26 protein-coding genes are annotated in these 26,264 nt (G+C 61.3%); 11 read left to right on the top strand and 15 right to left on the bottom strand.

The window, feature by feature from the left end:
• Positions 1-138: 138 nt before the first annotated feature.
• The 3 genes from A6U98_RS15050 to A6U98_RS15040 form a co-directional block, all read right to left on the bottom strand.
• Positions 139-363 carry an aa3-type cytochrome c oxidase subunit IV gene (locus tag A6U98_RS15050; RefSeq protein ID WP_003542954.1) on the bottom strand — a complete coding sequence of 75 codons (225 nt, stop codon included), beginning with the start codon at positions 361-363 and terminating at the stop codon, positions 139-141.
• Between the two features lie 242 nt (positions 364-605).
• Positions 606-1,358, bottom strand: coding sequence for a hypothetical protein (locus tag A6U98_RS15045; protein WP_064651021.1), 753 nt, complete (start codon positions 1,356-1,358; stop codon positions 606-608).
• Positions 1,359-1,502: 144 nt separating this feature from the next.
• Positions 1,503-3,806, bottom strand: coding sequence for an EAL domain-containing protein (locus A6U98_RS15040; protein WP_064651019.1), 2,304 nt, complete (start codon positions 3,804-3,806; stop codon positions 1,503-1,505).
• A gap of 328 nt (positions 3,807-4,134) precedes the next feature.
• Here A6U98_RS15040 and A6U98_RS15035 point away from each other — a divergent pair, with 328 nt between their 5' ends.
• Positions 4,135-4,674 (top strand): TRAP transporter small permease subunit, encoded by a 540-nt coding sequence (locus A6U98_RS15035; RefSeq protein WP_064651017.1) that lies wholly within the window; start codon positions 4,135-4,137, stop codon positions 4,672-4,674.
• A 21-nt stretch (positions 4,675-4,695) separates the two neighbouring features.
• Positions 4,696-6,189 carry a TRAP transporter large permease subunit gene (locus tag A6U98_RS15030; RefSeq protein ID WP_064651015.1) on the top strand — a complete coding sequence of 498 codons (1,494 nt, stop codon included), beginning with the start codon at positions 4,696-4,698 and terminating at the stop codon, positions 6,187-6,189.
• A 78-nt stretch (positions 6,190-6,267) separates the two neighbouring features.
• Here the strand turns inward: A6U98_RS15030 and A6U98_RS15025 are convergent, their stop codons facing one another.
• On the bottom strand, positions 6,268-7,374 hold the full coding sequence (locus A6U98_RS15025) for a TRAP transporter substrate-binding protein (protein WP_003552852.1): 1,107 nt from the start codon (positions 7,372-7,374) through the stop codon (positions 6,268-6,270).
• A 293-nt stretch (positions 7,375-7,667) separates the two neighbouring features.
• Between A6U98_RS15025 and A6U98_RS15020 the strand changes: the two genes are divergently transcribed.
• Positions 7,668-8,447 carry a gamma-glutamyl-gamma-aminobutyrate hydrolase family protein gene (locus A6U98_RS15020; protein WP_064651013.1) on the top strand — a complete coding sequence of 260 codons (780 nt, stop codon included), beginning with the start codon at positions 7,668-7,670 and terminating at the stop codon, positions 8,445-8,447.
• Between the two features lie 65 nt (positions 8,448-8,512).
• Here the strand turns inward: A6U98_RS15020 and A6U98_RS15015 are convergent, their stop codons facing one another.
• From A6U98_RS15015 to A6U98_RS15005, 3 genes are all read right to left on the bottom strand, one after another.
• Entirely contained in the window at positions 8,513-9,469 is a 957-nt protein-coding gene (locus A6U98_RS15015; RefSeq protein WP_064651011.1) for a 2-hydroxyacid dehydrogenase, read from the bottom strand.
• A gap of 29 nt (positions 9,470-9,498) precedes the next feature.
• Positions 9,499-10,521, bottom strand: a complete 1,023-nt coding sequence (locus A6U98_RS15010) for a LacI family DNA-binding transcriptional regulator (protein WP_064651008.1) — start codon at positions 10,519-10,521, stop codon at positions 9,499-9,501.
• A 117-nt stretch (positions 10,522-10,638) separates the two neighbouring features.
• Positions 10,639-11,151, bottom strand: coding sequence for a MarR family transcriptional regulator (locus A6U98_RS15005; RefSeq protein WP_064651006.1), 513 nt, complete (start codon positions 11,149-11,151; stop codon positions 10,639-10,641).
• A gap of 85 nt (positions 11,152-11,236) precedes the next feature.
• On the opposite strand from A6U98_RS15005, the gene A6U98_RS15000 reads away from it, so the two are divergent.
• The 5 genes from A6U98_RS15000 to cysE all read left to right on the top strand — a co-directional run bounded on the left by A6U98_RS15000 (position 11,237) and on the right by cysE (position 15,694).
• Positions 11,237-12,025, top strand: coding sequence for a creatininase family protein (locus A6U98_RS15000; protein ID WP_064651004.1), 789 nt, complete (start codon positions 11,237-11,239; stop codon positions 12,023-12,025).
• A gap of 148 nt (positions 12,026-12,173) precedes the next feature.
• On the top strand, positions 12,174-13,280 hold the full coding sequence (locus tag A6U98_RS14995) for a GTP-binding protein (RefSeq protein WP_064651002.1): 1,107 nt from the start codon (positions 12,174-12,176) through the stop codon (positions 13,278-13,280).
• Positions 13,280-14,269 carry a WD40 repeat domain-containing protein gene (locus A6U98_RS14990; protein ID WP_064651000.1) on the top strand — a complete coding sequence of 330 codons (990 nt, stop codon included), beginning with the start codon at positions 13,280-13,282 and terminating at the stop codon, positions 14,267-14,269. Before A6U98_RS14995 ends, A6U98_RS14990 begins: the two co-directional genes overlap by 1 nt.
• Before the next feature lie 15 nt (positions 14,270-14,284).
• Positions 14,285-14,782 carry a GNAT family N-acetyltransferase gene (locus tag A6U98_RS14985; RefSeq protein WP_064650998.1) on the top strand — a complete coding sequence of 166 codons (498 nt, stop codon included), beginning with the start codon at positions 14,285-14,287 and terminating at the stop codon, positions 14,780-14,782.
• 96 nt (positions 14,783-14,878) lie between these two features.
• A complete protein-coding gene (cysE, locus tag A6U98_RS14980) occupies positions 14,879-15,694 on the top strand; it encodes a serine O-acetyltransferase (RefSeq protein WP_064650996.1) in 816 nt (271 codons plus the stop codon).
• A gap of 305 nt (positions 15,695-15,999) precedes the next feature.
• Here cysE and A6U98_RS14975 read toward each other — a convergent pair whose 3' ends face one another.
• From A6U98_RS14975 to odc2, 4 genes are all read right to left on the bottom strand, one after another.
• Positions 16,000-17,157, bottom strand: coding sequence for a GGDEF domain-containing protein (locus tag A6U98_RS14975; protein WP_064650994.1), 1,158 nt, complete (start codon positions 17,155-17,157; stop codon positions 16,000-16,002).
• A 90-nt stretch (positions 17,158-17,247) separates the two neighbouring features.
• Complete coding sequence (locus A6U98_RS14970; protein WP_064651374.1) at positions 17,248-18,276, bottom strand: serine hydrolase; 1,029 nt, start codon at positions 18,274-18,276, stop codon at positions 17,248-17,250.
• A gap of 272 nt (positions 18,277-18,548) precedes the next feature.
• Positions 18,549-19,139: an N-acetyltransferase gene (locus A6U98_RS14965; protein WP_020051676.1), complete on the bottom strand. Its 591-nt coding sequence runs from the start codon at positions 19,137-19,139 to the stop codon at positions 18,549-18,551.
• 94 nt (positions 19,140-19,233) lie between these two features.
• The gene (gene odc2, locus A6U98_RS14960; RefSeq protein WP_003542992.1) at positions 19,234-20,367 is read right to left on the bottom strand and encodes an ornithine/lysine decarboxylase; all 1,134 of its coding nucleotides are present in this window, start codon (positions 20,365-20,367) and stop codon (positions 19,234-19,236) included.
• Positions 20,368-20,894: 527 nt separating this feature from the next.
• On the opposite strand from odc2, the gene A6U98_RS14955 reads away from it, so the two are divergent.
• The 3 genes from A6U98_RS14955 (at position 20,895) to A6U98_RS14945 (ending at position 23,695) form a co-directional block, all read left to right on the top strand.
• On the top strand, positions 20,895-21,788 hold the full coding sequence (locus tag A6U98_RS14955) for a LysR family transcriptional regulator (RefSeq protein ID WP_018446032.1): 894 nt from the start codon (positions 20,895-20,897) through the stop codon (positions 21,786-21,788).
• Positions 21,789-21,983: 195 nt separating this feature from the next.
• On the top strand, positions 21,984-22,625 hold the full coding sequence (locus A6U98_RS14950; protein ID WP_064650992.1) for a DUF1007 family protein: 642 nt from the start codon (positions 21,984-21,986) through the stop codon (positions 22,623-22,625).
• Complete coding sequence (locus A6U98_RS14945) at positions 22,619-23,695, top strand: nickel/cobalt transporter (protein ID WP_064650989.1); 1,077 nt, start codon at positions 22,619-22,621, stop codon at positions 23,693-23,695. Before A6U98_RS14950 ends, A6U98_RS14945 begins: the two co-directional genes overlap by 7 nt.
• A gap of 2 nt (positions 23,696-23,697) precedes the next feature.
• Here A6U98_RS14945 and A6U98_RS14940 read toward each other — a convergent pair whose 3' ends face one another.
• From A6U98_RS14940 to A6U98_RS14925, 4 genes are all read right to left on the bottom strand, one after another.
• Positions 23,698-23,904: a hypothetical protein gene (locus tag A6U98_RS14940; RefSeq protein WP_064650987.1), complete on the bottom strand. Its 207-nt coding sequence runs from the start codon at positions 23,902-23,904 to the stop codon at positions 23,698-23,700.
• On the bottom strand, positions 23,901-24,596 hold the full coding sequence (locus tag A6U98_RS14935; protein WP_064650985.1) for a GNAT family protein: 696 nt from the start codon (positions 24,594-24,596) through the stop codon (positions 23,901-23,903). Before A6U98_RS14935 ends, A6U98_RS14940 begins: the two co-directional genes overlap by 4 nt.
• 145 nt (positions 24,597-24,741) lie before the next feature.
• The gene (locus A6U98_RS14930) at positions 24,742-25,461 is read right to left on the bottom strand and encodes a tellurite resistance TerB family protein (RefSeq protein ID WP_064650983.1); all 720 of its coding nucleotides are present in this window, start codon (positions 25,459-25,461) and stop codon (positions 24,742-24,744) included.
• Positions 25,462-25,570: 109 nt separating this feature from the next.
• On the bottom strand, positions 25,571-26,209 hold the full coding sequence (locus tag A6U98_RS14925) for a 2-dehydro-3-deoxy-phosphogluconate aldolase (protein ID WP_018243609.1): 639 nt from the start codon (positions 26,207-26,209) through the stop codon (positions 25,571-25,573).
• Positions 26,210-26,264 lie beyond the last annotated feature (55 nt).

The following is a 26,264-nucleotide window of genomic DNA, read 5'->3' as shown; positions in this document are numbered from 1 at the left end:
TCAGCCAGACCGCCGCAGGCTTCCCTGCGCGGGCCAAGCACCTCATTCAAAAAGCTTCGGAGAAGCTCTCCTCCCCTCAGAGCGCCGTGCGTCCTTTCGGACGCACAAAGGACGCTCTGACCCTCTGAATCCACGCGATCAGCGGAGCAGGAAGATGCCGGCGGCGAGAAGAATGATGAAGACGAAGAGACCGCCGAGAAGGCCGGCGCCGCCGAAGAAACCGGCGGTCATCGCAAGCAGGAGGACGATGAGAAGCATCGAGCCGTATTTCGCGCTGGCGATGAACATGTCGTAGGTCTTTTCATGTTCTTTGTAATCCATCGGCGCGCCGGTCTCGACCGGTCCGGTATGATGTTCGGCCATAAAAATCGTCTCCCTGAAATGCCTCTGCGCTGCTTGATTCCCCAGCCTGAGCGAGGGTAATCCCTTCCTGCAGGGATTACACAATGACAGGCGAAAGCGCAATGCATGAGAATGCCGCAGGCGCGCTTGGCAACCGCGATGTCAGAGCGCGGACGGACCTGAAGGACGACTGATATCACCTGCGTCCGCCGCCCCTCATCTGCCCCGGCGAAGATCGTCTTCCCGTGGGAGACAAGAGCAAATTACAGCGGCAGGTCGGTGCCGAGTTCGCCTTGCGGTACGAAACGCGCCGTCGGAATAATGGTGAGCGGCGGCAAGGTGTCGTTGGGATTGCGCGAAAACATCATGCGCTGCTCGCTGGCGCTGGAGATGAAGAAGGGATAGCGCGTCAACAGCTTCCGCCCGACCTCGATCACATTCGTCGCCATCAGCGTCACGTCAACCCCGTAACTCTCCGCCAGTCGGCCGGGCACGATGGTATCGGCATAGAAGACCCGCTTGTAGAAGGCGGCATGCGGGGGCCGGACGGACTGAATAACGCGGTCAGCCCGGAAATACGCTGCTGCAACGATGGCGGGTCTCAGCGTCAGATAGGGAACCCATGGCATGTTGGCGGCGAGCTCCGGATCGGCCGCAAAACGCGCCGGATCGATCAAGGTCAGCCCGGCATCCAAAAGCTCATCCATCGCCTCGGGAAAGGCCTCTCCGGACCGGCTGATACGATGCTCCGGCGTCACATAGTGAATTCGGATCGTACTGACCAGTTCGCCATAATAGTACAGACCGAAGATATAGGCATGGCTGTCGAAATCGACATCGTCCAATAGGCCTTCCGGGGCAAGCGACAGCGCGTCGTGGGCCTTGTAGGCCTTGTAGCGCAGCCGCTCCACGTCCTCCATGTCTTCGCTGCTTTCGACACGGCGATATTCGACGTGATCCAGAATTTCCAAGATTTTCCTGCTGAAATCGCTACGCGTAAAAAGTGTGTCCGACATTCTCTCGATCCGCTCGTTAACGGATCATTAATCATACGCCAGCGGCACGTAGGCAAGAAAATCTAAGAATTCGCGTTGAATTTAAATTATTAAGGTTAACGGGCGCAAGATTTTCGGCTGGATAACCAGTCACTTGCAGGCGGCTCAGGCGACCTTGTTGCGGCGGCGCTGAACGGTGCGGCGGCCGATGCCCTCTTGCAGCAGCCTGATATTCTGGGAAGGGACCGGCGGCGAGAAAACGTAGCCCTGTACCAGATCGGCACTGCGGTGCTTGTTGAGCAGCGTCAGCTGCTCCTCGGTCTCCACACCCTCGATGACGATCTTCAGGCCCAGTTCGCGGGCGAGATTGACCGTGCCGCGCAAGAGCTTGAGGCGGCGCGCATCCTCGACGATGTTGCGCACGAAGGAGCGGTCGATCTTGACGATATCGAGCGGCAGCGTGTCGAGATAGCTGAGGCTGGAAAAGCCGGTGCCGAAATCGTCGATGGCGATGGTGATGCCGCGGGATCTGAGCTCAGCCAGGATGGCGCGCACGGCCGCCGGCTCGTCGATCAGGCAGCTCTCGGTGACTTCGAGATGCAGCCGCGCCGCGTCCAGGCCGGAATGAGCAAGCGCTTCGGCGACCACCGAAAGAATATCGGCGTCGCGCAGATCCCGCGCCGAGAGATTGACCGAGACGGCGATATGTTCCGGCCAGTTCATGCACTCGCTGCACGCCTTGAACAGGACGAAGCGGGTGATGTCGGAGATGATGCCCATGTCCTCGGCGAGCCGGATGAAGACGTCGGGCGGGATCGAGCCCTTCTCCGGATGGACCCAGCGCGCCAAAGCCTCGGCGCATTCGATCCGCGAGCCGTCGGCCCGGAACATCGGCTGGAAGGCGAGATGCAGCGCCTGCGCCGAGACCGCCTCGCGCAGATCCGCCTTCAGCTTCTGCTGCTCGATATAGCGGCCATCCATCTCCCGCTCGAAGCCGGAAATGCCGCCCTTGAAGCGCGACTTGCTTTCGAACAGCGCCAGATCCGCCTTGACGCTCCATTCATCCATCGCAAACGCGGCACTTTCGAGAATCGCGTAGCCGGCGCTGATTGAAACGAGGAAGGTCAGTTCGTCGACCGCGTAATTGCCCTGGATTGCGGCGTGCACGCGGCGGATCTCGACGTCGAGCGACGCCGTTTCCTTCGCATGCGGGAAGAATAGGATGAACTGGTCTCCCATCAACCGGCCAAGGATGGCGTTGCCGGAGGCCTGCTTGATGCGGGCGGCGATGGCGCAGAGCAGGTGGTCGCCCGTAACGTGGCCGCGCATGTCGTTGACATGTTTGAACTCGTCGATATCGAGGACCATGAAGCCGAGCGGCCCGGACTTCTTCTGATGTTTGGCGAGATAATCCTGCACCAGCTGCCCGAAATATTCGCGATTCGGCAGGCCGGTCAGCGCATCGAAGCGGACCATGTGCATGATCTTCTGCTCTGCCTTCACCCGGCTGGACACATCCTCGAAGATCAGCACGGCGCCGCCGTCGGCCCTTCGGCTGGCGGAGAATTCGAGCGACAAGCCCTCGGGGAAATGAATGAGCGTCCGCGACAGGTTGCCTTCGGCGACCTGGGTGAGCTGGCGCAGGATGAGCTCCGGCTGCGAGGCGTCCATGAAGCTGTAGCGCGCGCCATAGCGCAGCACGGCGCCGAGATCGCGGTCCTTCAACCGATCCGGCGCACCGATCTTCAGAAGCTCGCAAGCCTTGCGATTGACGACCTGAATGCGGTTTTCGGCATCGACCATGACTAGGCCATGCGGCATGTTGTTGAGCGCCGTATCAAAACGGTCGGCGATGATGGTGATTTCCCGGCGCGCAATGACGTTCTCATAGAGAAACTCACGCACGCCGTTCGCCATGGCCCGCGTCGTCAGCCAGAAAGGAATGAGGAGGATTGACAGCAGGCCGCGATAGAAATCCAGCGCCAGCAGGCTGCAGACGATCATCGGCAGGCAGCAGAAGAACGTCTGGAGGTCGACTGCGAAGCGCGAGCCGTAGTTGCGGCCGACGACGGAAACCATGGTCGCCATGGTGACGGAAATGCAGGCAAGCTCGGCAAAGGAATCGCGCACGACGAAGATGGCGTAGCCGCTGGCGAGGCCGAGGAGCGCGGTGGTGCAGGCTCCACTGGAAACGAGAATCCACTCCCAACGCTCGATGCCGGCGTGCGAGAGGCTCTCCTTATCCACACGATCGAACTGCCGGAAGATGGCCATACGAGCGCCGAAGACCAGAAGGAAGGCGACCGACAGCAGGATGTAGATCGAGTACTGCGTCTTGGCAGCCACTGCAAGGCACGTCGCAACATGCACGATCACGCCAACAAGAAGCGTCATGCGGTTCCCGGAAAGGGAACTCACAAACGACAGATAGACATCTATAGGGACCCTGTTCGGGTTATCTGGCTTCATCCACACTTTCCCTGTGCGCGGGAATTCTAAGCCCAACCCTTTAAAAATTGATTTCAATGGAATCAAACATTTGGTCAAATTTTCTAAAACCATAGGATGAACCGCACAGCTTACGCGCGCTAATGCAGCCTACCGGCGAGATTATTGAAATAATTTATCCACGCCTGGGTTGTTGAAATATTTGACGGCCCCGCGCCTCAGCCGGTGCGTCTAAGACTATACTCCAACGCGAGGCATTTATCCTTCCAATTTCAAAGGCCGTGGTCTACATCGATTGCAAGTGGGAAAACTGCCGGAAAACCGGCGGGACAAGAACAAGGGGAGGCGAATGTCGGTACTTCTGGCCGCAAGCCGGCTGATCGACAGGGTCAGTCAGTTCATGGGCAAACTTTCCGAATATATGGTGCTGTTATGCTGTCTGATCAGCGCCGGTAACGCCATCGTCCGCTATGCCTTCAACTACAGTTCGAACGGCTGGCTGGAGATCCAGTGGTATCTCTTCGCCTTTGTCGTCATGCTCGGCGCTTCGCATGCGCTGCGCAACAACGAGCATGTCCGCGTTGATCTGATCTATGGTTCGGTTTCCGACAGGGCGAAGATCTGGATGGACATCGTCGGCCTTATTGTCTTCCTCCTTCCGGCATGCGTCTTCCTTACCTGGATCTGCTGGCCGTTCTTCGCGCTTTCCTACCAACAGGGGGAAATATCGGGCAATGCCGGCGGGCTGATCCGATGGCCCGTCAAGCTGGTCCTTGTCGCCGGGTTCGCGCTGCTTTCCCTTCAGGGCGTTTCCGAACTGATCAAGCGGATCGCGGCCGTTACCGGCCATATCAGCATCGATATAAAATACGAAAAGCCGCTGCAGTAGAGCGGGCTGGGAGAAACGGATTTGTTTGATTTCGGCATCATCCCGCCAGCCATGTTCCTGGGCATGGTCATCTTCATGCTCTACGGCTTTCCGGTCGCCTTTTCGCTCGCAGCAGTCGGCCTGTTTTTCGGCATCATCGGCGTCGTCACCGGCCATTTCGGCGAAGTCTTCCTGCAGGCGCTGCCGCTGCGCTTCTTCGGCATCCTTTCCAATGACCTCCTGCTCGCTATTCCCTTCTTCACCTTCATGGGTGCGGTGCTGGAGCGCTGCGGGCTTGCCGAGGATCTGCTCGAAGGCACCGGCAAGCTCTTCGGCGGCATACCCGGCGGCCTTGCCTATGCCGTCATCCTCGTCGGCGCCGTGCTCGGCGCGATCACCGGCACGGTGGCCGCCTCCGTCATCACCATGGGGGTGATTTCGCTGCCGATCATGCTGCGCTACGGTTACAATCCGCGCCTTGCCACCGGTGTCATCGCCGCCTCGGGCACGATCACCCAGGTGATCCCGCCCTCGCTTGTGCTCGTCGTTCTCGCCGATCAGCTCGGCAGGTCGGTCGGTGACATGTATCTCGGCGCGATCGGCCCCTCGATCTTGCAGGTGACGATCTTCGTGCTCTTCATCCTGGTGATGTCGATTATCCGGCCGAAATCGATGCCGCCATTGCCGAAAGAGGTGCGCGGCGATTTCAACTGGGCGCTGCTCGCGAAAGTGCTGATGGGCATGGTCCCCTCGATCGTACTGATCTTTCTGGTGCTCGGTACGATCTTCATGGGACTTGCGACGCCAACGGAAGCCGGCGCGCTCGGCGTCGTCGGCGCCATTGTGCTTGCCGCCATGAATCGCCGCCTCACCTGGCCGCTGATCCGCGAAGCCATGGCATCGACCACGCACATCACATCCATGGTGGTGATGATCCTGATCGGCTCCACCTGTTTCAGCCTGGTCTTCCAGGGCATGGACGGCTCGCGCTGGATCGAGCACATGCTCTCGGGCATTCCCGGCGGCCCGGTCGGTTTCCTGATCTTCGTCAACATCTTCATCTTCGTGCTCGCCTTCTTCCTCGACTTCTTCGAGATCGCCTTCATCGTCATCCCGATGCTCGCACCCGTCGCCTCCAGTCTCGGCATCGACCTGATCTGGTTCGGCGTCCTGATCTGCGTCAACATGCAGACGAGCTTCATGCACCCACCGTTCGGCTTCGCACTCTTCTACCTGCGCTCGATCGCCAGCAAGGACGTCAAGACCTCGGATATTTACATGGGGGCTCTCCCCTGGGTCGGTATGCAGCTGATCCTGGTGGCGATCGTGATCTTCTGGCCGCAATCGGTCACCTATTGGCTGGATCACGGCCCGAAGGTCGACCCGAACTCGATCAAGATCGAAGTCCCGGGCTTCGGCGGCCAGCTCGGCCTGCCGCCGATGGGCGGCGGCGGCAATGGCTCGCCGCAGATCCCAGGCCTGACCCTGCCGCCGCTGAACGGCCTGCCGGGCGCACCGCCGCCACCGGCCAAATAGTCCAGCAAAAAGCAAAACCCCGGATGGAGATCCGGGGTTTTGTCATTGCGCTCGTCTGAAGCGTCGATGGCGGAGAGCTTAAAGCTTTCCGGCCCGCTGCTGGATCATCATGAACGTATCGAAGGTGTATTCCGACAGCTGCATCCAGAGATAAGCGTCCCGCTTGAAGGCGGTCTGGTCATCGTAGATCTTCTTGAAATACTGGTTCGTGCCCGAGATCTCGCTGTAGATGCCCGTAGCTGCCTGGAAGCAGGCTTCCATGATCTCCTGGCTGAACGGGCGCAACGTCGCGCCCTCCGCGACGAGCTGCTTCAGCGCGGTCGGGTTCTTCGTGTCGTACTTCGCCAACATGTTGGTGTTGGCGAAGGCGCAGGCGTCGGTCAGCGCTGCCTGATAATGCTTGGGCAGGCTGCTCCATTTTTCGAGATTGAAGAACCCATGCACCGTCGGGCCACCTTCCCACCAGCCCGGATAATAGTAGTACTTCGCCACCTTGTGGAAGCCGAGCTTCAGGTCGTCATAGGGACCGACAAATTCCGCCGCATCGATCGTGCCTTTTTCCAGCGCCGGATAGATGTCGCCGCCGGCGATCTGCTGCGGGATGACGCCGACCTTCTCCATGACCCGGCCGGCAAGGCCGGCAATGCGCATCTTGACGCCCTTGAGGTCATCGAGTGTATTGATTTCCTTGCGGAACCAGCCGCCCATCTGCGCGCCGGTATTGCCGGCTGGCAGGGCATACATGCCCTGCGTCGCATAAAACTCGTTCATCAGCTTGTTGCCGTTGCCTTCATAGTACCAGGCATTGGTCAGACGGCTGTTCAGCCCGAACGGAATGGCCGTTCCGATGGCATAAGTCGGGTCCTTGCCGACAAAATAATAGGAGGTGGTGTGGGCTGCCTCGACCGTGCCGGCGGCAACGGCATCGACGGCCTGCAGGCCCGGCACGATTTCACCGGCCGCGAAGGGCTGGATCGTGAAATTGCCGTCTGTCGCTGCGGCGACATGTTTAGCGATATCCTCGGCGCCGCCATAGATCGTATCCAAGCTCTTCGGAAACGACGACGTCATGCGCCACGCGATCTTCGGATTCTCCTGCGCGATCGCAGGCGCTGCCAATGCCGTTGCGGCGACCGCACCGGCGCCGGCGGTTCCCGCCTTCTTGAAAAACGAACGACGATCCATCAAAAACCTCCCGTATAGATGGTACTGCGCGGCAATCTTCACCCCTACCCGCAGCAAGGGCAAACCTAAGCATGGCGGGGGCCGCGATTCAAGCTTTAGTCTATTAGCCTTTGGCATCAAGACGGCAATAAGGCAGCCCGCAGGCGCCTATCAAAATCAGCGGCTTAGCCGCAAACCAGAGACCTTCGGCACCGCTTTCGCCGCAATTTGGCCGCCTGATACAGCCAAGCGTTGACTTGACGGCCGTTCAGGCGGAAGAAACGACGAGAATAAAGATTTTCACCGGGGCTGATATGACGAAACCGATCGTTGCCGTTCCTGCCGATATCCGCAGCTTCGACGGCGCGACCTGGCATGCCGTGCAGCATCAATATCTGCGCGCCGCATTGAATGCATCCGGTGTCATGGCCTTCATCATCCCCGCTTTCGAGGAAGGCTACGATACTGACGCGATCCTCGACCGCGTCGACGGGCTGCTGGTCTCCGGTTCGGCCAGCAACGTTCATCCCTCGCTCTACGGTGCCGAGGCGAATGACAAGGACGGCCCCTTCGACCCCGCCCGCGACGCCACCAGCCTGCCGCTCATCCGCCGCGCCATCGACCGCGCCATCCCGCTACTTGCCATCTGCCGTGGCATCCAGGAGCTGAATGTCGCCCTCGGCGGCTCGCTGGCAAGCGAGATCCAGGAGCAGCCCGGCATCTGGGACCACCGCCGGCCGGAAGGCGTCGATCGGGACGGCATGTACGCCATTCGCCAGACCATCCACGTCAAGGAAGGCTCCTGCATCGCCGGCATTCTCGGTCCGGGCGAGATCCGCGTGAATTCCCTGCATCGCCAGGCAATCGCCAGAACCGCCCCGCGCCTGCAGGTGGAAGCCATCGCCGAAGACGGCACGGTGGAGGCCGTTTCCGTCATCGACGCCAAGGCCTTTGCCGTCGGCGTGCAATGGCATCCGGAATATTGGGCTGAAACCGACAAATCTTCGAACCAGCTGTTCGCCGCTTTCGGCGACGCCGTCCGCAGCTATGCCGCGGCCAAGCTGCCGGTCATCCCCGCGCAGGCGACCGCCTGACTCCAGGCGCCCGCGAAGCGCTATATCTGTTGCTCGGCAAGCATCGCCCGCCGATCCAGCTACGCCTAAGCCTTCTGCGGCGTCTCCGGCACCGGCGTCAGCGCTGCACCCTTCTCGAACCAGGCAATGAGATTGTCGGCGACGAGATCGGCCATTGCATTGCGTGTCGGCACGGACGCGGAGGCGACATGCGGCAGCAGCACGGCATTGGTCGGCTCAAGCAGGTCGGCCGGCACGGTCGGCTCTTCATAGAAGACATCGAGACCAGCAGCACCGAGCGCGCCGGTCGTGAGCGCGGCACTCAGCGCCTCCTCGTCCACCGTCCAGCCGCGGCCGACATTGACGAGAATGCCGTCAGGGCCAAGGGCGGCCAGAATATCGGCATCGATCGTCTTGTGCGTCTGCGGTGTCTTCGGAACGATGGCGATCAGCGTATCCACAGCATTCGCCAGCCCCTTCAGCGTCGGGTGATAATCGTAGGACACGTCGGCATGGCGCGAACGCGTGTGATAACTGATCTTCACCTTGAACGGCTCCAGCCGCTTGGCGATTTCGAGCCCGATGCGGCCAAGGCCGTAGAGCCCGACATGGCGGCCCTTGAGCGAGAAGCGCGACAGCGGATAGGCCGTGCCCGGCTTCCAGTTGCCGGCGCGCAGCCAGGCTTCGGCCCGCGGCAACTCGCGGACCGTATTCAGCAGCAGGCCAATCGCCGTATCGGCGACCTCATCGTTCAGCACCTCTGGCGTATTGGTAACGACGATGCCTTTTTCCGCGGCATGTTTCACGTCGACGCCGTCATAACCGACACCGAAATTGGCGACCACCTCGACATGCGGCAGCTGGTCCATCCAGGCGCCCGGGAAGGAACCGGACACGGCGACGCCGCGGATGCGGCCGGCAATCTCGCCGTCGAGCGCAAGCTTCTCCTCGCGCGGGACGGCGATAATCTCAAAACGATCCTTCAACCTTTCGAGAACACGGTCGTGTATCTTCCCGGGAACGAGAATGGCGATGCGGGACATGGCTTTTCCTCTTGGATGGCGGTCTTGGTTCAGGCGCGCGGCCGATGGGGGCTGGTGGACTGGCGAATGCGCATTTCCGGCTTGATCAGATGCATCCCGTCAGGCTCATGGCTGCCGGCAAGGCGATCAAGCAGCGCCCGGGCGGCCAGGCGCCCGACCTCGGCCTGACCGTTCCAGACGGTCGTTAGCGCCGGCGTAGCGATCGAGGCCTCCTCGAGATCGTCATAACCGGTGACGGAAATATCGCGTCCCGGCACCATGCCGGCGCGCGCAATGCCGTTCATCAGGCCGATCGCCACGAGATCGTTCCAGCAAACGGCCGCGGTCGGCTTCTGCGGCAGCGAAAGGAAATGCACTGCAGCTTCGAAACCGCCCTGTTTCGAGCGCGGACCGGGAATGCGCAGGTTCGGATCGACCTCGATGCCAGCCTTGCGCAGAGAATTGACATAACCCTGGTAGCGATCGCGGCCGGTGGATGTCTGGTCCGTGCCGCCGATCATGGCGATCGAGCGATGACCGAGGCCGATCAGGTGGTTGGTGGCAAGCGAGATGCCATAGCTGTCGTCGCCGCGATAGGTCGGCAGGTCCTGCCCTTCCATCGAGCGGGCGACCAGGATCGCCGGCATGCCGTTGTCTTCTGCCAGCTGCACGTCCTCAGGCGGTGTACCGATCGCCGGCGACATGATGACGCCGTCGCCACCGAGCTGCAGCAGGGTCTCGATGAAGGTGCGTTGCTTCTCGACATTGTCGTAATGGTTGGAAAGGATGAAGGTGTGGCGGCTGCGGTCGAGCTCGCTTTCGATCGCCTTCAGGATCTCTCCATAGAAGGGGTTCATGATGTCGTGCACGACGACACCGATGATGCCGGAGCGCGAGGTGCGAAGGCTCGCGGCACGGCGATTGTAGATATAGCCGAGCGCGCGCGCCTGTTCCTTGATCTTCTCCCGCGTATTGCCGGCGACAAGCGGACTGTCGCGTAAGGCAAGCGATACGGTCGCCGTTGAAATGCCGAGCGTTTCGGCAATTGTCGAAAGCTTGATCTTCTGGACCACGTGTCCTCCTCCAGGCAGCACGCAAGCAGTAAGACCCCGCCAGCAAACCGGCGCGGCCCTTAAAATGTTTAATTAAAAGATTTAATCGATGGAAGCAATTCGTCTTTCGGGGAAATTTCAGTCGTCGTCCGGTTCTTCGATATGAATGGCTTCGGCTTGCAGATTGGCATCGATCGCCTTCAGCAACCGGACGAGATTGCGAATTTCCTTCTCGGAGAACTCCTGCGTCGCCAGCCTGTCGCAGGCCGAAGCCGCCAACTCGATCCCCTGCACGCTGCCACGGCCGAGTTCGGTGAGATAGACCTTGGTCAGGCGCGCATCCTCGGCATCGGGTTTGCGCTCGAGAAAGCCCTGCGCCTCCATGCGGCCGATCGTGCGCGTCATCGTCGGCGCCTTGACGCCGAGCTTCTGGGCAAGGCCGCCTGCCGTCATGCCGTCACTCTCGGCAAGCAAGAGAATGACACCGTCCTGCCCGGCATAGAGGCCGCTTTCAAGCAGGTTGCGCGAGAGCACCGTCCGCATGGAACGCGCCGCCTGGGTCAGAGCCGGGGAGAGATCGACGAGCGTATACTCGGTCTGGTCCTTCTTCTTGGACTTGTTCTTTTTGCCGTCCTTGTGCTTCTTTCCCATAGCCATCCCTTTGATCTTTAAGCCCCGACGCCGCTGCGATATGACATTGCCCAGGATCTCGTCATAAACAAGAGGCAACGACCGGATGATGACACCTTCGCCGCGCTTCGAGGACAGCAACCCGGCCTTTGCCCCTGATGGGCGCCGCCTGATCGCCGTGCTGCCGCTCGGCGCCCATGAACAGCACGGCCCTCACCTGCCCTTCGAAACTGACACCCTGATTGCCGAAGGCATCGCCGGGCGATTGAAGATGGCCTTGCCCGCCGGCCTGCCGGTCACCTTTCTGCCCGCCGAATCTGTCGGCTATTCCATAGAGCATATGGATGTTGAAGGAACGAAGACGCTTGCCTTCGACGAAGCGGTAAACCGCTGGCTCGGCATCGCCGAGGGGCTGGCAAAGCAGGGCATCCGCAAATTCGTGATGCTGAACGCCCATGGCGGCAATTCGCCCGTCATGACCATTGTCGCGACCGAGGCGCGGGTCCGCTTTGCCATGCTGGTGGTGGTAACAAGCTGGACCCGTTTCGGCGTGCCGGATGGCGTAGTCACGCCGGAGGAAAAGGCGATCGGCATCCATGGCGGCGATATCGAGACCTCGGCGATGCTGGCGCTTCATCCGGATAAGGTGGATATGGCGAAGGCGGCGGACTTCCGCTCGCGACAGACGGAATTCGCCGAGCGTTTCAAGCATCTGCGCGCCTACGGGCCGCACGCCTTCGGCTGGAAGATGTCGGATCTCAACACGGACGGCGTGGCAGGTAACGCCGCGGCTGCGACGGCAGACAAAGGCGAGGCGCTGATTGCCCATGCGGTAAAAGGCCTGGTGGAATTGCTTGGTGATGTCGATGCATTCGATGTCGCGCAACTGCGGTGAATATGGCTCATCTGCACCGGCCAGACGATGTGATCTTATAACATTATAAAACCCTTTGAACTGCCACGCTCAAGCCATTATATGAGACCAACCGTTCAAGCAGCCGATCCCAAGCCGCTCGGCCGTACGCCTAATCCTAGAGGTTCTCATGACCGACGCGATCTCCACCCTGAAGCCTATTCCCGTTACCGTGCTCACCGGTTATCTCGGTGCCGGCAAGACGACGTTGCTCAACCGCATTCTCTCCGAAAATCACGGCAAGAAATATGCGGTCATCGTCAATGAATTCGGCGAAATCGGCATCGACAACGACCTTATCGTCGAGTCGGACGAGGAAATCTACGAGATGAACAATGGCTGCGTCTGTTGCACGGTGCGCGGCGACCTGATCCGCGTCGTCGAAGGCCTGATGCGCCGCCCTGGCCGCTTCGATGGCATCATCGTCGAGACGACGGGGCTTGCCGATCCGGTGCCGGTGGCCCAGACCTTCTTCATGGATGACGACGTGCGCGCCAAGACTGAGCTCGATGCCGTCGTCGCCCTCGTCGATGCCAAGCACCTGCCGCTGCGCCTGAAGGACAGCCGCGAGGCCGAGGACCAGATCGCCTTCGCCGACGTCGTCATCATCAATAAGAGCGACCTCGTGACCCCGGAAGAACTTGATGTGATCGAGGATATCGTTCGCGCCATCAACCCGGCTGCCCGCGTCTACAAGACTAGCCGCTCCGGCGTCGATCTCGCCCGCGTGCTCGATCAGGGCGCCTTCAACCTGGAGCGCGCGCTCGAAAACGATCCGTATTTCCTCGAGCAGGGCCATGACGACCATGTCTGCGGCCCCGATTGTGATCACGACCACCACCATCATGGCCATGATCATCACGGTCATCAGCATGATGACCACGGCCACGACCATCACCATGATCACCACCATGGCGCGATGTCGGCGATCCACGATGTGACGGTGCAGTCGGTCTCGCTGCGCGGCGGCGAGATGAACCCGGAGCGCTTCTTCCCCTGGGTCCAGAAGGTCACCCAGACGCAGGGCCCGAATATTCTGCGTCTCAAGGGCATCATCGCCTTCAAGGACGATCCCGAGCGTTACGTCGTTCAGGGCGTGCACATGATCATCGAGGGCGATCACCAGCGTCCGTGGAAGGAAGGCGAAAAGCACGAGAGCCGTCTCGTCTTCATCGGCCGCGAACTTGACCGCGAGAAGCTCGAAGCCTCCTTCAAGGCTTGCGAGGCAGCCGCCTGATGCCGACAGTTGCACCGCTTGATCTCGACGGCCACGTTCTGGCCGTCGAATTTTTAGGTGATGTACCCTTCTTCGCGAGCGCAAACGGTACTTTCCACCGGCTGGACGGCGGCGACAGGGTTTCTGAAGCCCATCAGGGCATGCTCACCGCCATTCGTGATCCCTACAGCGAGAGCCTGATTTCGGGCGGCGAGGACGGCAAGGTGCTGCGCATTGCCGCCGACGGCAGCGTCAGCGAAATCGCGACCGCGCCGCGCAAGTGGATTTCGCAGGTGGCGGCCGGCCCGCAGGGTGCCGTTGCCTATTCCTACGGCAAGAGTTCGCTCGTGCGTCTTGCCGACGGCACGACCAAGGAATTCCCCGAGGAGCGCACGGTCGAAGGCCTTGCCTTTGCGCCGAAGGGTCTGCGCATCGCGGCGGCGCGCTACAACGGTGTGTCACTGCACTGGATCGGCATGACCGCCAAGCCGGTCGATCTGGAGTGGAAGGGTGCGCATACCGGCGTCACCTTCTCGCCTGATGGTAATTTCCTCGTCACCTCGATGCAGGAAAACGCACTGCACGGTTGGAAGCTCGACATCAAGCCCGGCACCGAAGCCCGCCACATGCGCATGACCGGCTACCCCTCCAAGGTGAAATCGCTCTCCTGGTCGGTCAAGGGCAAGTGGCTCGCGTCTTCAGGCGCGCCCGCGGCAATCGTCTGGCCCTTCCAGGGCAAGGACGGGCCGATGGGCAAGGCGCCGCTGGAACTCGGCACTCGCGCCAATATCATGGCGACCGCGGTAAAATTCCATCCGCTCGAAGACATCCTCGCCATCGGCTTCATCGACGGCATGATTCTGGCCGTGCGCATCGCCGACAGCAAGGAAGCGCTGCTGCGGCGCCCTGGCAAGGGCGCGATCACGGCGATGAGCTGGAGCAAAAACGGTAAGCTGCTCGCCTTCGGCTCCGAAGCCGGCGACTGCGGCGTCATCGATATTTCGGCCTGAGCCCCGCTGCCGGCAATGAACGACGCCCTGACAGAACCCGAAATCGTGGCGCTCACGGCCGATCACATGCAAGCCGCAGCGGAAATCCGGCGTGTCGCCCTATGGCAGCTGCTGCCCTGGCTACCGGATGTGCATACGCCTGAGGAAGAGGAGCAGTACTGGCGCATGCATCTGCTGCCGAACTGCTCGATCCTCGGCGCTGCCATGGGCAACCGGCTCGTCGGTGTCATCGCCTATGGCGACAACTGGATAGAGCAGCTTTACGTTCTTCCCGACTTTCAGGGCATGGGCATTGGCTCCTTGCTTCTTGGTTGCGCCAAGGAAGAGATGGACGAGATCAGGCTCTGGACGTTCCAGCGCAATGCGGGCGCTCGTGCGTTCTACCAACGGCACGGCTTTACCGCCGAAGAGGAGACCGATGGCGCCGACAACGAAGAACGGGAGCCGGATGTGCTCTATCACTGGCGCCGGCTTCCGGAACTGACACCTGACCTGCAACCGTCGGACGGCTAGACTATAATCGGGGCTTGCCAAATGCCTGGCCCGGGCGAAACATAAACCACGCGCGGGAAACGCTTTGCGCTGCCGTGGCTGACGGAGGAAACGGGAATGTCGAAATCGACCGGCCTCGGTTTGACCGAACAACCGCAGACTTTGGGCGACGCATCCGTCTGGACCGTGATCCGCGCCGAGGCGGTCGAGCTTGCCGCACGCGAGCCGATATTGCAGCAGTTGCTTGCCGCTCAGGTAACGGACACCGCTGGCAACGATGAGATCATCGCCCGCGTGCTGGCCGCGCGGCTCTCCGTGGCGCAGGTGGAAACCGGTGATCTGTTCGATCTCATCCTGTCCACACTTGATGGCGATATCATGCGGAAGGTCGAGGCCGATCTCATCGCCGTGCGCGAGCGCGATCCGGCCTGCACGACATTTCTGCACGCGCTTCTCAATCTCAAGGGCTTTCATGCGTTGCAGACGCACCGCGTCGCTCATGCACTGTGGGTCGCCGGCCGGCCGGAGATCGCCAGTTGGCTCGCCAATCTCGTTTCGCTGGTCTTCGGCCCCGATATCCATCCGGCGGCACGGATTGGCGCGTCCATCATGCTCGACCACGGTTCGGGCATCGTCATCGGCGAAACGGCGGTCATCGAGGATGAAGTGTCGATCCTGCAGAACGTCACGCTCGGCGGCACCGGCAAGGAAACCGGCGACCGCCACCCGAAGATCCGCCACGGCGTGATGATCGGCGCGGGCGCCAAGATCCTCGGCAATATCGAAATCGGCGCCTTCAGCAAAGTCGCGGCCGGCAGCGTCGTGCTCAAATCGGTTCCCACGCATTGCACGGTCGCCGGCGTGCCGGCGACGCTCGTGCGCGTCCACCGCGCCGACGAAATCCCGGCCGAGACGATGGATCAGAATATCTAGAGCCTTTCCCGGTTAGATTGAAGCATTCTGTTGGCTCAAACGGAGTCGGATGGTCGACCGGCCGGCGCGCGTCGTAGCCCAGTTCTACGGCCAAGCCGGCCGGTCGATCAGGCGGCCCGTTTCAGCCAACCCGAAGGGCCGGGCATCTTTCCGCCAGGGCAAAGACGATCGGCTCGGACGTACCAAGGGGTATGCCCTTCGCCAACCGCCTTTGCCCTGACGAAAACCTGCTCCGGCAGAATGTTTCAATCTAACCGGGAAAGGCTCTAGGCTCACGCTGGAAGAGGTAGGAATCACTGAGGGCGCTACGCGGCCTGCTGATTTTCTCCGAAGACTTCGACCCGGTTGCGGCCCTCGCGCTTCGAACGATAGAGCGCCTCATCGGCCTTCTGCATCAGCCGCTCAAAATCTCCGCCGCTTTCCGCACGCGCGGCAACACCGATGCTCAGCGTCGGAAAGACGGCCAGATCCGGCCGCTGCAGGACGGCTGCGGCGAAGGCGAGACGGATGCGCTCGGCAATCGCCACCGCATCTTCCCGGGAAACATTTCTCAGCACCGCCAGGAACTCATCCCCACCTTGACGGGCAAGCAGGTCGTCGGAGCGCATGATGCCTCTCGAAACACTGGCGAAAAGGCGCAGGATATCGTCGCCGGCGGCATGGCCATGTCTGTCGTTCAGTTGCTTGAAATGGTCGATATCGATGATCAGCAGCGATACCGGCCGGGAACCGAGAGCCGGCAGATGCTGGGCAAGACCACCACGATTGAGCGCGCCGGTCAGCGGATCGTGGTGAGCGAGTTCCGTCAGCTGATTTCGGCTGCGCTCGGCGGCCATCAGCACCATCGCCATGCTGCGCAGCATGATGAACGCGACCGCAGACACCGCCATCCAGCTGTGAATTGCACTACCGCCGAAAGGATCCGGCCCACCGATCTCACCGGTCGCCGCGAGAATGCTGCGAACCGCAAAGATCGCGGCAGTGCAGACGTAGAGGCCGACAAGCAAGGCTGCCGAATAAAGCCTCTCGCGCCGGACAATGCTGATTGCCTCCCTTGCGACCGCAAGATCGCAGAGGCAGCAAACAACGGAGACGTAGAGGAGCCGCGCCGAGACTGCCGATGGATCGCTGACGATGAGGACGACAGGGACGCTGACGAGCAAGATGGCAAGCCAGAAACTGCGCTGGTCGAGCGCTCGTCCCGAAAACACCCGGACGGCAAAGAACATCAGCATGTAGCCGGCGATGGTGACGATATTGCCGCCGTCGATCGAGACGGAGGTGGGAACGAGATTACGCAACGCGACGAGGAAGGACCCGACGCCGACAAGAAGGTTGCTCAAACCCCACCAGAGCGGCCACCTCTCGAAGCGACCCGTCGCATAGGCTGCAAGCTGGAGAATGCCCAGCACGAAACAGCTCACGGCAACAATGAAATAGATTGTCCTGAGATCCAGCAGCATGGCGCTTTCCCGAAATTCTCACGGAACTTACAGGATGCGTTTTGCGGTTTGATTGGAGCCTTCGCTAAAAATTGAACGATCACGAGTTTTTTAGGCTGCCCGCACCGAGCCTATGATGTCCGCCAACAGACCGTGCAGCAAGTCCCTGTAGCCGTTTCGGGCAGACGGACCGCTCTCTTCCGAGGTCATGACGACGGTGAGATCGAGCGACGGCACGATGTAGAGCATCTGCCCGCCATAACCCCAGGCGAAATGCACCTGCTCGCCGCCGATCTGCCGCGTGAACCAGCCATAGCCATATTCATCGCCGGAGAAGCGTGAGTTGGTGCGCTGCTGCCACGACTGGGCGATCCAGTCGGCAGGGACGATCTGGCGGCCGTCGGCGGTCTTGCCGCCGTTACGGTAGAGTTCGCCGAAGGCAAGCAGGGACCGGGCGCTCATCGCCATCTGATTGCCGCCGAGATAGATGCCCTGCGGATCGCGCTCCCATGCACCGATGCGGAAACCGTCGACCGGGCCGAGCCATTCGCGCGCCAACACCAGCGTCGGCCGCCGGCCGACCTTGGTGAGAATGGCCGACAGCAGATGCGTGGATGCGGTGGAATAGAGCATCTCGCCACCGGGCTGATCGACGAAAGGCTGAGACAGCGCAAAGCGCACCCAGTTGCGCGAGGAGACCCAGCGGCCGTAGTTCGCCCCCGACATGCGATCGAGCCCGGCCTGCATGGAGAGAAGATTGCCGATGGTGATGTCGTTGATGCGCGGGTCGGGCGTTACAGGGAGATCGGTCTTCAGGATCGGCGCGATCTTCTGATCCGGCCCCTCGAGCAGGCCTTTGTCGATGGCGATACCGACCAGCGCCGAGATGATCGACTTCGAAGCGGATTTGATATTGGTCGATTCCGAGGGCGAATGACCATGGAACCCACGTTCGCTGAGCACGCGTCCGTCTCGAGCGACAATCACCGTCTTCAGAGGCCGCATCGCGGGGTCGCTCGCCGCGCGATCGAGACGCGGGCCAAGCTCGCCGACGCCGGAAGCCGTACTCTGAGCAGTCGCCGGCCCCGTTGCGGCAAGCGGAAGGCAGAAGAAAAGCAGAAGGGAAAGAAGGCGGATCATGCGACGCAAGATAGGATATCGCAGCGATTTGTTCGCGGGGCCAGCGACCCATTTCACGCGATTGTGTTTCCGCGTGCGCCGGGAGCTAGCGACCACGCGCCGCCTCACCCGCCAGAAAGACAATCCGCGCCGCAACCACACCAGGCCCGCCTGCCTGCGTGGTCAAACGGCGCGGATATTACCAGCCGGGGGAAAAATTCCCAACCTGGCCGGCCGGTCGGCGCAGCCTTACGGCTCCGCGCGTGTTTCAGGCGACCCGGCACAATCCTGTTCTAGGCTGCGCGGCGAACCGGCGCGCTGGCCAGCATGCGTCCCGAGGGGACGATCATGCCGGCCGCGCCGTCAAGCCAGCCTTCCGTGAGCTCGAGCGCAAGAAAGCGCGAGCGTTCGAACGGACCCGGCATGACAAGATGGCGAGCCTTTTCGGCAAAAAAGCCGAAACGCTCGTAATAGGCAGCATCACCAACGAGCAGAACGGCGCCGTGTCCGCGCTTCTTCGCTTCGAGAATCGCCGCGCGCATCAGCGCCGAGCCGATGCCCTTGCCGCCTTGATGGGGCGCAACGGCGAGAGGTCCAAGCAGCAGTGCATTGATCGGCGTGCCTTCGTCATTGACGCCGGCCTCGATGTTCCAGAGCCGCACCGAGCCGATGACATGGCCATCGCGGTCGCGCGCCACGAGCGCAAGGCCCTCGGCCGGGACGCGGTTGCGGCGGATCTTCTCCGACGACTTCTTGCGGCGATCCGGGCCCATGACTCGGTCGAGCAGGTTTTCACGCGCAACGACATCCGATGGATTTTCGGCGTCGATGGCGAAAGTGGTAGGCGCAAAGAATGCGCGGACAGAATCAAGAACAGCGGCCATCTTGGCCTCCCGTACCCAATACCGTTATCAGCGGCGATGAAGGAAAATTGTGAGGTTGCCGCCCCGGCTGGTTACGGGGCTGGCGGAAACGACCTTAGATGACGTAGGCCTTCAGCGGGTCGAAACCGTTGAAAGCGACCGCCGAATAGGTCGTCGTATAGGCGCCGGTGCCTTCGATCAGGACCTCGTCGCCGATCGAAAGGGAGATCGGCAGCGGATAGAGGTTCTTCTCGTAGAGCACGTCGGCCGAATCGCAGGTCGGGCCGGCAATGACGCAGGGCTCCATCTCATCGCCGTCGTGTTCCGTGCGGATCGGATAGCGGATGGCTTCGTCCATCGTCTCGGCGAGACCGCCGAACTTGCCGATGTCGAGGAAGACCCAGCGGGCATCGTCATTGTCCGACTTCTTCGAAATCAGCACGACTTCCGCCTTGATGACACCGGCATTACCGACCATGCCGCGGCCCGGCTCGATGATCGTCTGCGGGATCTGGTTGCCGAAATGCGTGCGCAGCGCCTGGTAGATCGACTTGCCGTAAGCTTCTGCGGACGGAACGTCACGCAGGTACTTGGTCGGGAAGCCGCCGCCCATGTTGACCATCTGCAGGTGGATGCCCTGCTTGGCAAGCGATACGAAGACGCGCTTGGCATCGGCGAGCGCCGAATCCCAGGCATCGACCTTGGTCATCTGCGAACCGACATGGAACGAGACGCCATAGGACTGAAGGCCAAGCTGATGGGCGTAGACGAGAACGTCGACAGCCATCTGCGGAACGCAGCCGAACTTGCGCGAAAGCGGCCATTCGGCGCCTTCGCCATCCGTGAGCACGCGGCAGAAGACACGGGCGCCGGGAGCGGCGCGCGAAATCTTCTCGACTTCCTCGTGGCTGTCGACAGCAAAGAGGCTGACGCCAAGCGCGTGGGCGCGGGCAACGTCACGTTCCTTCTTGATCGTGTTGCCATAGGAGATGCGGGCGGCGGTCGCACCGGCTTCGAGCGCCATTTCGATTTCGGCAACGGATGCACAATCGAAATTGGAGCCGAGGCCTGCAAGCAGCTTCAGCACTTCCGGAGCCGGGTTGGCCTTGACGGCATAATAGATGGCGCTGTCCGGCATGGCGTGACGGAAGGCGTGGAAATTGTCGCGAACGACGTCGAGGTCAACCACGAGGCAGGGACCATCGGGACGTCGGGTTGCGAGAAAGTCGCGGATGCGCTGGGTGGTCATATCGATTCCCTCTTCCAATTCCAGAGCTCCGGCATGAACCGGAGGACAAAGGGCATACGATAGCTCGCATTGGAACCAGCCGGTGGAGACCCCGGAACCATAGCAAGCGATCGATGCGCAGATAGTGAACCAACGCCGCGATGCGGTGTAAGTTCGGCTTTGTCTGCCATGGATTGGAGGGAGAATCCCAACCGCACTTCCGGCAATGATGGTGTGCCTCTTCAGTAACCCCCGCTGATGGAAAGCAGGGAGAGAACAAAAAGGCCCGCACCGTCGTTGCTTCAGGCGTCCTCGCATTTTCCGGTTGGCCGGAACAGCGACTGGAGGGGTTAATTCCAGGTACCTTACCGATTTCCTCACCAATTCGAGGGTTCGGCGGACACCCATGGGCACGTGCGACTTTGGGCTGAGTGGGAAATAAGAATATTCGCCTTCATAATCAAGCGATTTTTTGATCTTGGGCTAAAAAAATAATTGAACAAGACGAGCCAATTTGTTCAACATTCCGAAACAGCCTGAGGGGTGCCATGGATACCTTGACCCGCATACGTGCCTTCATCGACGTCGTCGAGGCCGAAGGCTTCTCCGCTGCGGCACGACGCACCGGCCGCTCAAAGGCGCTGCTCTCCAAATATGTGCGCGAATTGGAAGACGAACTCGGCGCCCTGCTGCTCAACCGCACCACCCGTCAGTTCTCGATGACCGAGGCCGGCCATACCTATTACCGTACCGCCTCCGATATCCTGAAGGAGATCGACAACCTCGCCGATCTCGTGCGTGAGAACAATGCCCAGCTCAAAGGGCGGCTGCGCATTTCCGTGCCGCGCACCTTCGTCGATGCCGATGTCGGCCAGTCGCTGATCGATTTCGCCAAGGAGAACCCGGATCTTTCACTGGAGATCGCCGCGGATGACCGGTTCGTGGACCTGATCGAGGAAAGCTTCGACGTGGCGATCCGCATCACCAAGCTCGAAGATTCCGGCATGATCGCCCGCAAGATCTCGGATTTCCGCATCCATATCTGCGCCACCCCCGAGTTTCTCGAGCGTCATCCCAATCTCGAGCATCCGACGGACCTTTCCAACGTCCCCTTCATCGTTGACACCAATGCGCGCACCCAGGCGAGCATCCGTTTCCACAATCCCGACAACACCTCGTTCGCCGTCGCCGTATCCGGACCGATAGAAGTCAACAGTCCGCATGCGACATTACGCGCAGCACTCGCCGGCATCGGCATAGCCTTCATCCCGGATTTCATCGCCCGCAAGCCGATCGAGAGCGGCGAACTGGTAACGCTGTTCAACGACTACATCCCAACGGACCGCGGCATCTATGCCGTCTATCCGCACCGGCGCTACCTGCCGGCCAAGGTGAGGATCTTCGTCGATTACCTGCACAACTGGTTCAAGAAGCATCCGTAGGCCGGCGCCCTTGCGGGCTGATGCGACATTCCGCCCCGCTCTACAGCGCCCTTTGAACTACTGCATAATTCCTTAAATCGATTCCGATTTAAGGAATTATGCAGTGGCGCCTGGCCTCGCCGATGCGGGGCCGGTCCCAATTCCGTCCCAATTTCTGGCAAGAAGTCAGGGGCAGCGAACAGGGCAGCGGGATAGATGAGACATTCAACGATACTGATCGCCGCGCTTCTTTCGCTGGCGCCGGCGGCCGCCTTTGCCCATCCACACATCTTCGTGGAAGCGCGCCTCGAAGTCGTGGCCGGCAAGGACGGCAGCGTCGAGGAACTGCGCAATGTCTGGCGCTTCGACGAGGTCTTTTCGTCCTCTGTGGTCATGGATTTCGACAAGAACACCGACCTGAAGCTGGAGCCGAACGAGCTGACCGAGGTCGGCAACACGGTCAAGAAGTCTCTTGCCGATTACGACTACTACATGAACCTGACGATCAACGGGAAGAACATCACCGTCCAGAAGCCCGACATCATCCATGTCGACTACAAGGATGGCCAGCTGCTGATGTTCTTCGCGGTGAAGCCGGTGGAGAAGATGCCGCTGAAGGGCAGGCTCACCTTCGGCGTCTACGACCCGACGCTCTACACCTCGATCGATTTTCCCACAGACAACGAGCTTGCGATCGTCGGAGACGGCTTCAAGGCCTGCAAACATCAGGTGGTGCGGCCGGATGCCGACGAGGTAATCTCGCAAAACAAGCAGTCGCTGACGGACGCCTTCTTCAACGATCCCACCGGCACCAACATGTCCAAACTCTTCGCCACCCGGCTGGAGGTCACATGCTGACGAAACGCCTGCCTCTCATATTTTCCGCTGCGACCCTTGCGCTGGTGACGGCTGCAAGCCTCGCTCATGCGCAATCGCCGCTTGGCATCGGCACGGCGGAGCCGAGCTTCCAGCCGACTGGCGGGCCGTTTGCGCCACTATTTCTCTACGTCAATTACGAGCAGCAAGCCTTCTACCGGGCGCTGACCGGTGCCTTGAAGGCGATGCGCCAAGACCCCTGGCAGCTGGCATCGTTGATCGGCCTCTCCTTCGCCTATGGCGTCTTCCATGCCGCCGGCCCGGGCCACGGCAAGGCGGTCATCTCTTCCTACATGATCGCCAACGAGGTCGAGCTGAAGCGCGGCGTGGTGATTTCCTTCATTTCGGCCTTCGTCCAGGGCGTGATGGCGGTGGCGCTGGTCGGCGGCGGCTGGCTGGTGCTGCGTGGCACCGGCATCACGCTGACGGCAGCGACCCACGCGATGGAGATCGCCAGCTTCGTCATGGTCATGCTCTTCGGCGGCTGGCTGCTGTTTCGCAAACTGCGCTCGATGGCGGGCAATATGCCGCGCCGCCGGCTGATGGCGACGCCTGCCGGTCCGGTCAGCATGATGCTCGACTGGAAGGACAATGCGGCCGAACGCCAGGCCTATGCCTTCAACGGCAAGGCCCAGGCTGTGGAGGCCGGCCACACCTTCGTTCCCGGCATGGTCTGCGAGACCTGCGGCAATGCCCATGTGCCTGATCCGGCCCTGCTCGCCGGCGACAGGTTCAGTGCCCGCGAGGCCTGGTCGGCGATCGTGGCCGTCGGTCTGCGCCCCTGCTCCGGCGCATTGCTGGTCATGACCTTCTCGCTGCTCAACGGGCTCTATCTCGGCGGCGTGCTTTCGGTCGCCGCCATGTCGCTCGGCACGGCGATCACCGTTTCCCTGCTTGCCACACTTGCCGTCACTGCCAAGAGTGCGGCCGTCCGCCTCTCCGGACGCGGCTCGACCGCCTCGATCTGGGTCGGGAATGCCATTGAAATCCTCGGCGCCGTGCTTGTCATCCTGATGGGCGCCCTTCTGCTCGGAGCCTCGCTGCAGGGATAAAATTACTTTCCCCGGCCGCGCTGGTAACGCGCCCGCAGCCAGAAAACTGCGAAAAACGCCATGATCAGGCAGACGCCGACGACGATCGCCAGCGTCGGCGAGAAATTGCCGATCCACAGCACGATAGTCGGCAGGAAATAGATAACGAGGGCGGCGCCGAGCAGGATGATGGCGGCGGCGATTGCCTGCGAGCGGCTCTCCGGGTTCATGCGAGCCTTTCCTTTTCAAGATCGGCGCGGATATCCTGCAGGCGGCGAACCTGGTTGCCCTCGGCGTCAAAATTCCCCGGCGAAAGCCAGGCTTCGAAGGCATCGTTGATCATCGGCCATTCAGCGTCGATCATCGAGAACCAGGCGGTATCGCGGTTGCGATGCTTGGAGATCATGTGCTGCCGGAAAACCCCTTCGAAGCTGAAGCCGTAACGGGCGGCCGTCGTCTTGCTCGCTTCGTTCTTATTGTCGCATTTCCATTCGTAGCGGCGGTAGCCGAGATCCTCGAAGACGTGCTTGGCCATCAGATAATGCGCCTCGGTCGAAAGCGGCGACCGCTTCATCTCGCCCCCGTGCGCGACCCCGCCGATCTCAACGACGCCGTTTGCCGGGTCGGCGCGCATGTAATTCGCCATGCCCACGATCTTGCCGGTGGCGTTGTCGCGGAAGATATGGGTGAGCCAACCGGACTTGGTATTGACGGTTTCCAGCCAGCTGGCGAAATCGTCGATACCGGAGAAATCGTCCTGCGCGAAATAGAGAAGCAGCGGGTTGATGCCCATGCCGCCGAGCCCGTCCCACAGCGCCTCGAGATGTTCCGCGCGCCGATAGGGCTCGACAGTGACGAAACGGCCCTTCAGCGTGACCGGCTTCGGCGCCGGGCAGCCCTTGAAATTTGCAAGATCGCGCATGCTCACTCCCCTTTTCGGAAGAGTGGATAGGCCAGCCGCCCGACAAAGGCAACCGGCCTAAAGCGCGTCGCGCTTTAGGCCCTTATTTCAACGCATGTCGTTGTCGCAAAACCGCTGCACACTTTTGCGCGACGTGCCTTAGATGTCACTGTGACAAGGTCACCTTGGCGGAGGACACCGTCGCCTCGATATGGTCGACCAGCTGGTCGGCAAGGCCGAGGCGGCCGGCAAGCAGATCGAGATAACCGCGCTCGGCGCGCGAATCCGGCTCGATGGTGAGCCGCGAGGCGGTGTAAAGCTCGACGCGCTGTTCTTCCGTCGTCGCGGCGGCAACGATCGCATCGATATCCGTCGGCGAAGCGAGTTCATGCTCGATGAAGGCCGCAGCCTCGCCGCTGACGTCGGCGGCCTTGACCTTGTCCATGATGAGGGCGCGTTCGGCATCGTCGATATGACCGTCGGCCTTGGCGGCGGCGATCATCGCGCGGATCAGCACCAGCACGAATTCATTGCTGCCGGCGGGCGACGCTGGCCCGAAACCGGATTCGACGGGCGGCGGAAGAAGTACCGGATTATTGGCAGACGGTGCATCGGAAGGGGCAGCGGGCGCCTGCCCGGCCTGATAATTCTTGTAGGCCTGGTAGCCGAGGCCGGCAATCGCGGCAAGACCGCCGATCGCCAGTGCATTGCCGGCAATACCACGACCGGTCTTGGTGCCGAGCAGCACGGCGGCAATCGCGCCGGTCTTCATCGGATTGTTCTTGGCCGTCTGCACGGCATCGCCCGCCCTCTCGCGGACCGAACCGCCGAGACCCGGCACCTGCGAACCCAAAAACTGGTCGAGAAGCTTCTTCGCGTCGAACATTCCTCGTCATCTCCCTGTTGAAGCTCGAGGGAACATAGGTTTGGGACGGCTGAAATACAAATATGGAAAGCGGGATTGGGCCGTCAGGCTCACCCGCCCTGCCCGAAACTCAGGCCTTCAATGCGGCCGCCTCTGCCGCGAGCTTGGTAATGCCGGCCCAGTCGCCGGCCGCGACAAGTTCCTTCGGCGCCACCCACGAGCCGCCGACGCAAATGACGTTCGGCAGCGAGAGATAATCATGGGCGTTCTTCAGCGAAATGCCGCCGGTCGGGCAGAACAACGTGCCGGCAAGCGGCGAGGACAGCGCCTTGAGATAGGCGGCGCCACCGGCCTGCTCGGCCGGGAAAAATTTCAGCACCTGGTAGCCTTCTTCCCGCAGCGCCATGACTTCGCTGGCGGTCGCAGCCCCCGGAAGCAGCGGCACGTCGGAATCGGCGGCGGCATCGAGCAGTTCCTGCGTCGTGCCGGGGCTGACGATGAACTTCGAACCGGCCGCGACGGCGGCTTCCCAATGGGCGACATTGAGGATCGTGCCGGCGCCGACTTCGGCGCCCTCGACCTCGGCGGCGACGGCGCGCACGGCCTCGAGGGCTGCCGGCGTGCGCATGGTGATCTCGATCGCCTTCAGTCCGCCCGCGACGAGCGCCCGCGCCAGCGGCACCGCCGACTTGGCGTCGTCGACGATCAAAACCGGAACGACCGGCTGGAGCTTCAGGATGGAAAGGAGCTTCTCTGTTTTCTCGCCCATGGTCTCGCGACTTCCTTGAAACGATTGAATTCGGATCCCGAATAACGCCCCCACG

Origin of the sequence: Rhizobium sp. WYCCWR10014 (assembly GCF_001657485.1) — a bacterium.
Classification (GTDB): domain Bacteria; phylum Pseudomonadota; class Alphaproteobacteria; order Rhizobiales; family Rhizobiaceae; genus Rhizobium.
Note: the sequence above shows the minus strand (reverse complement) of the source record. Positions and strands in the feature narration are given on the sequence as shown.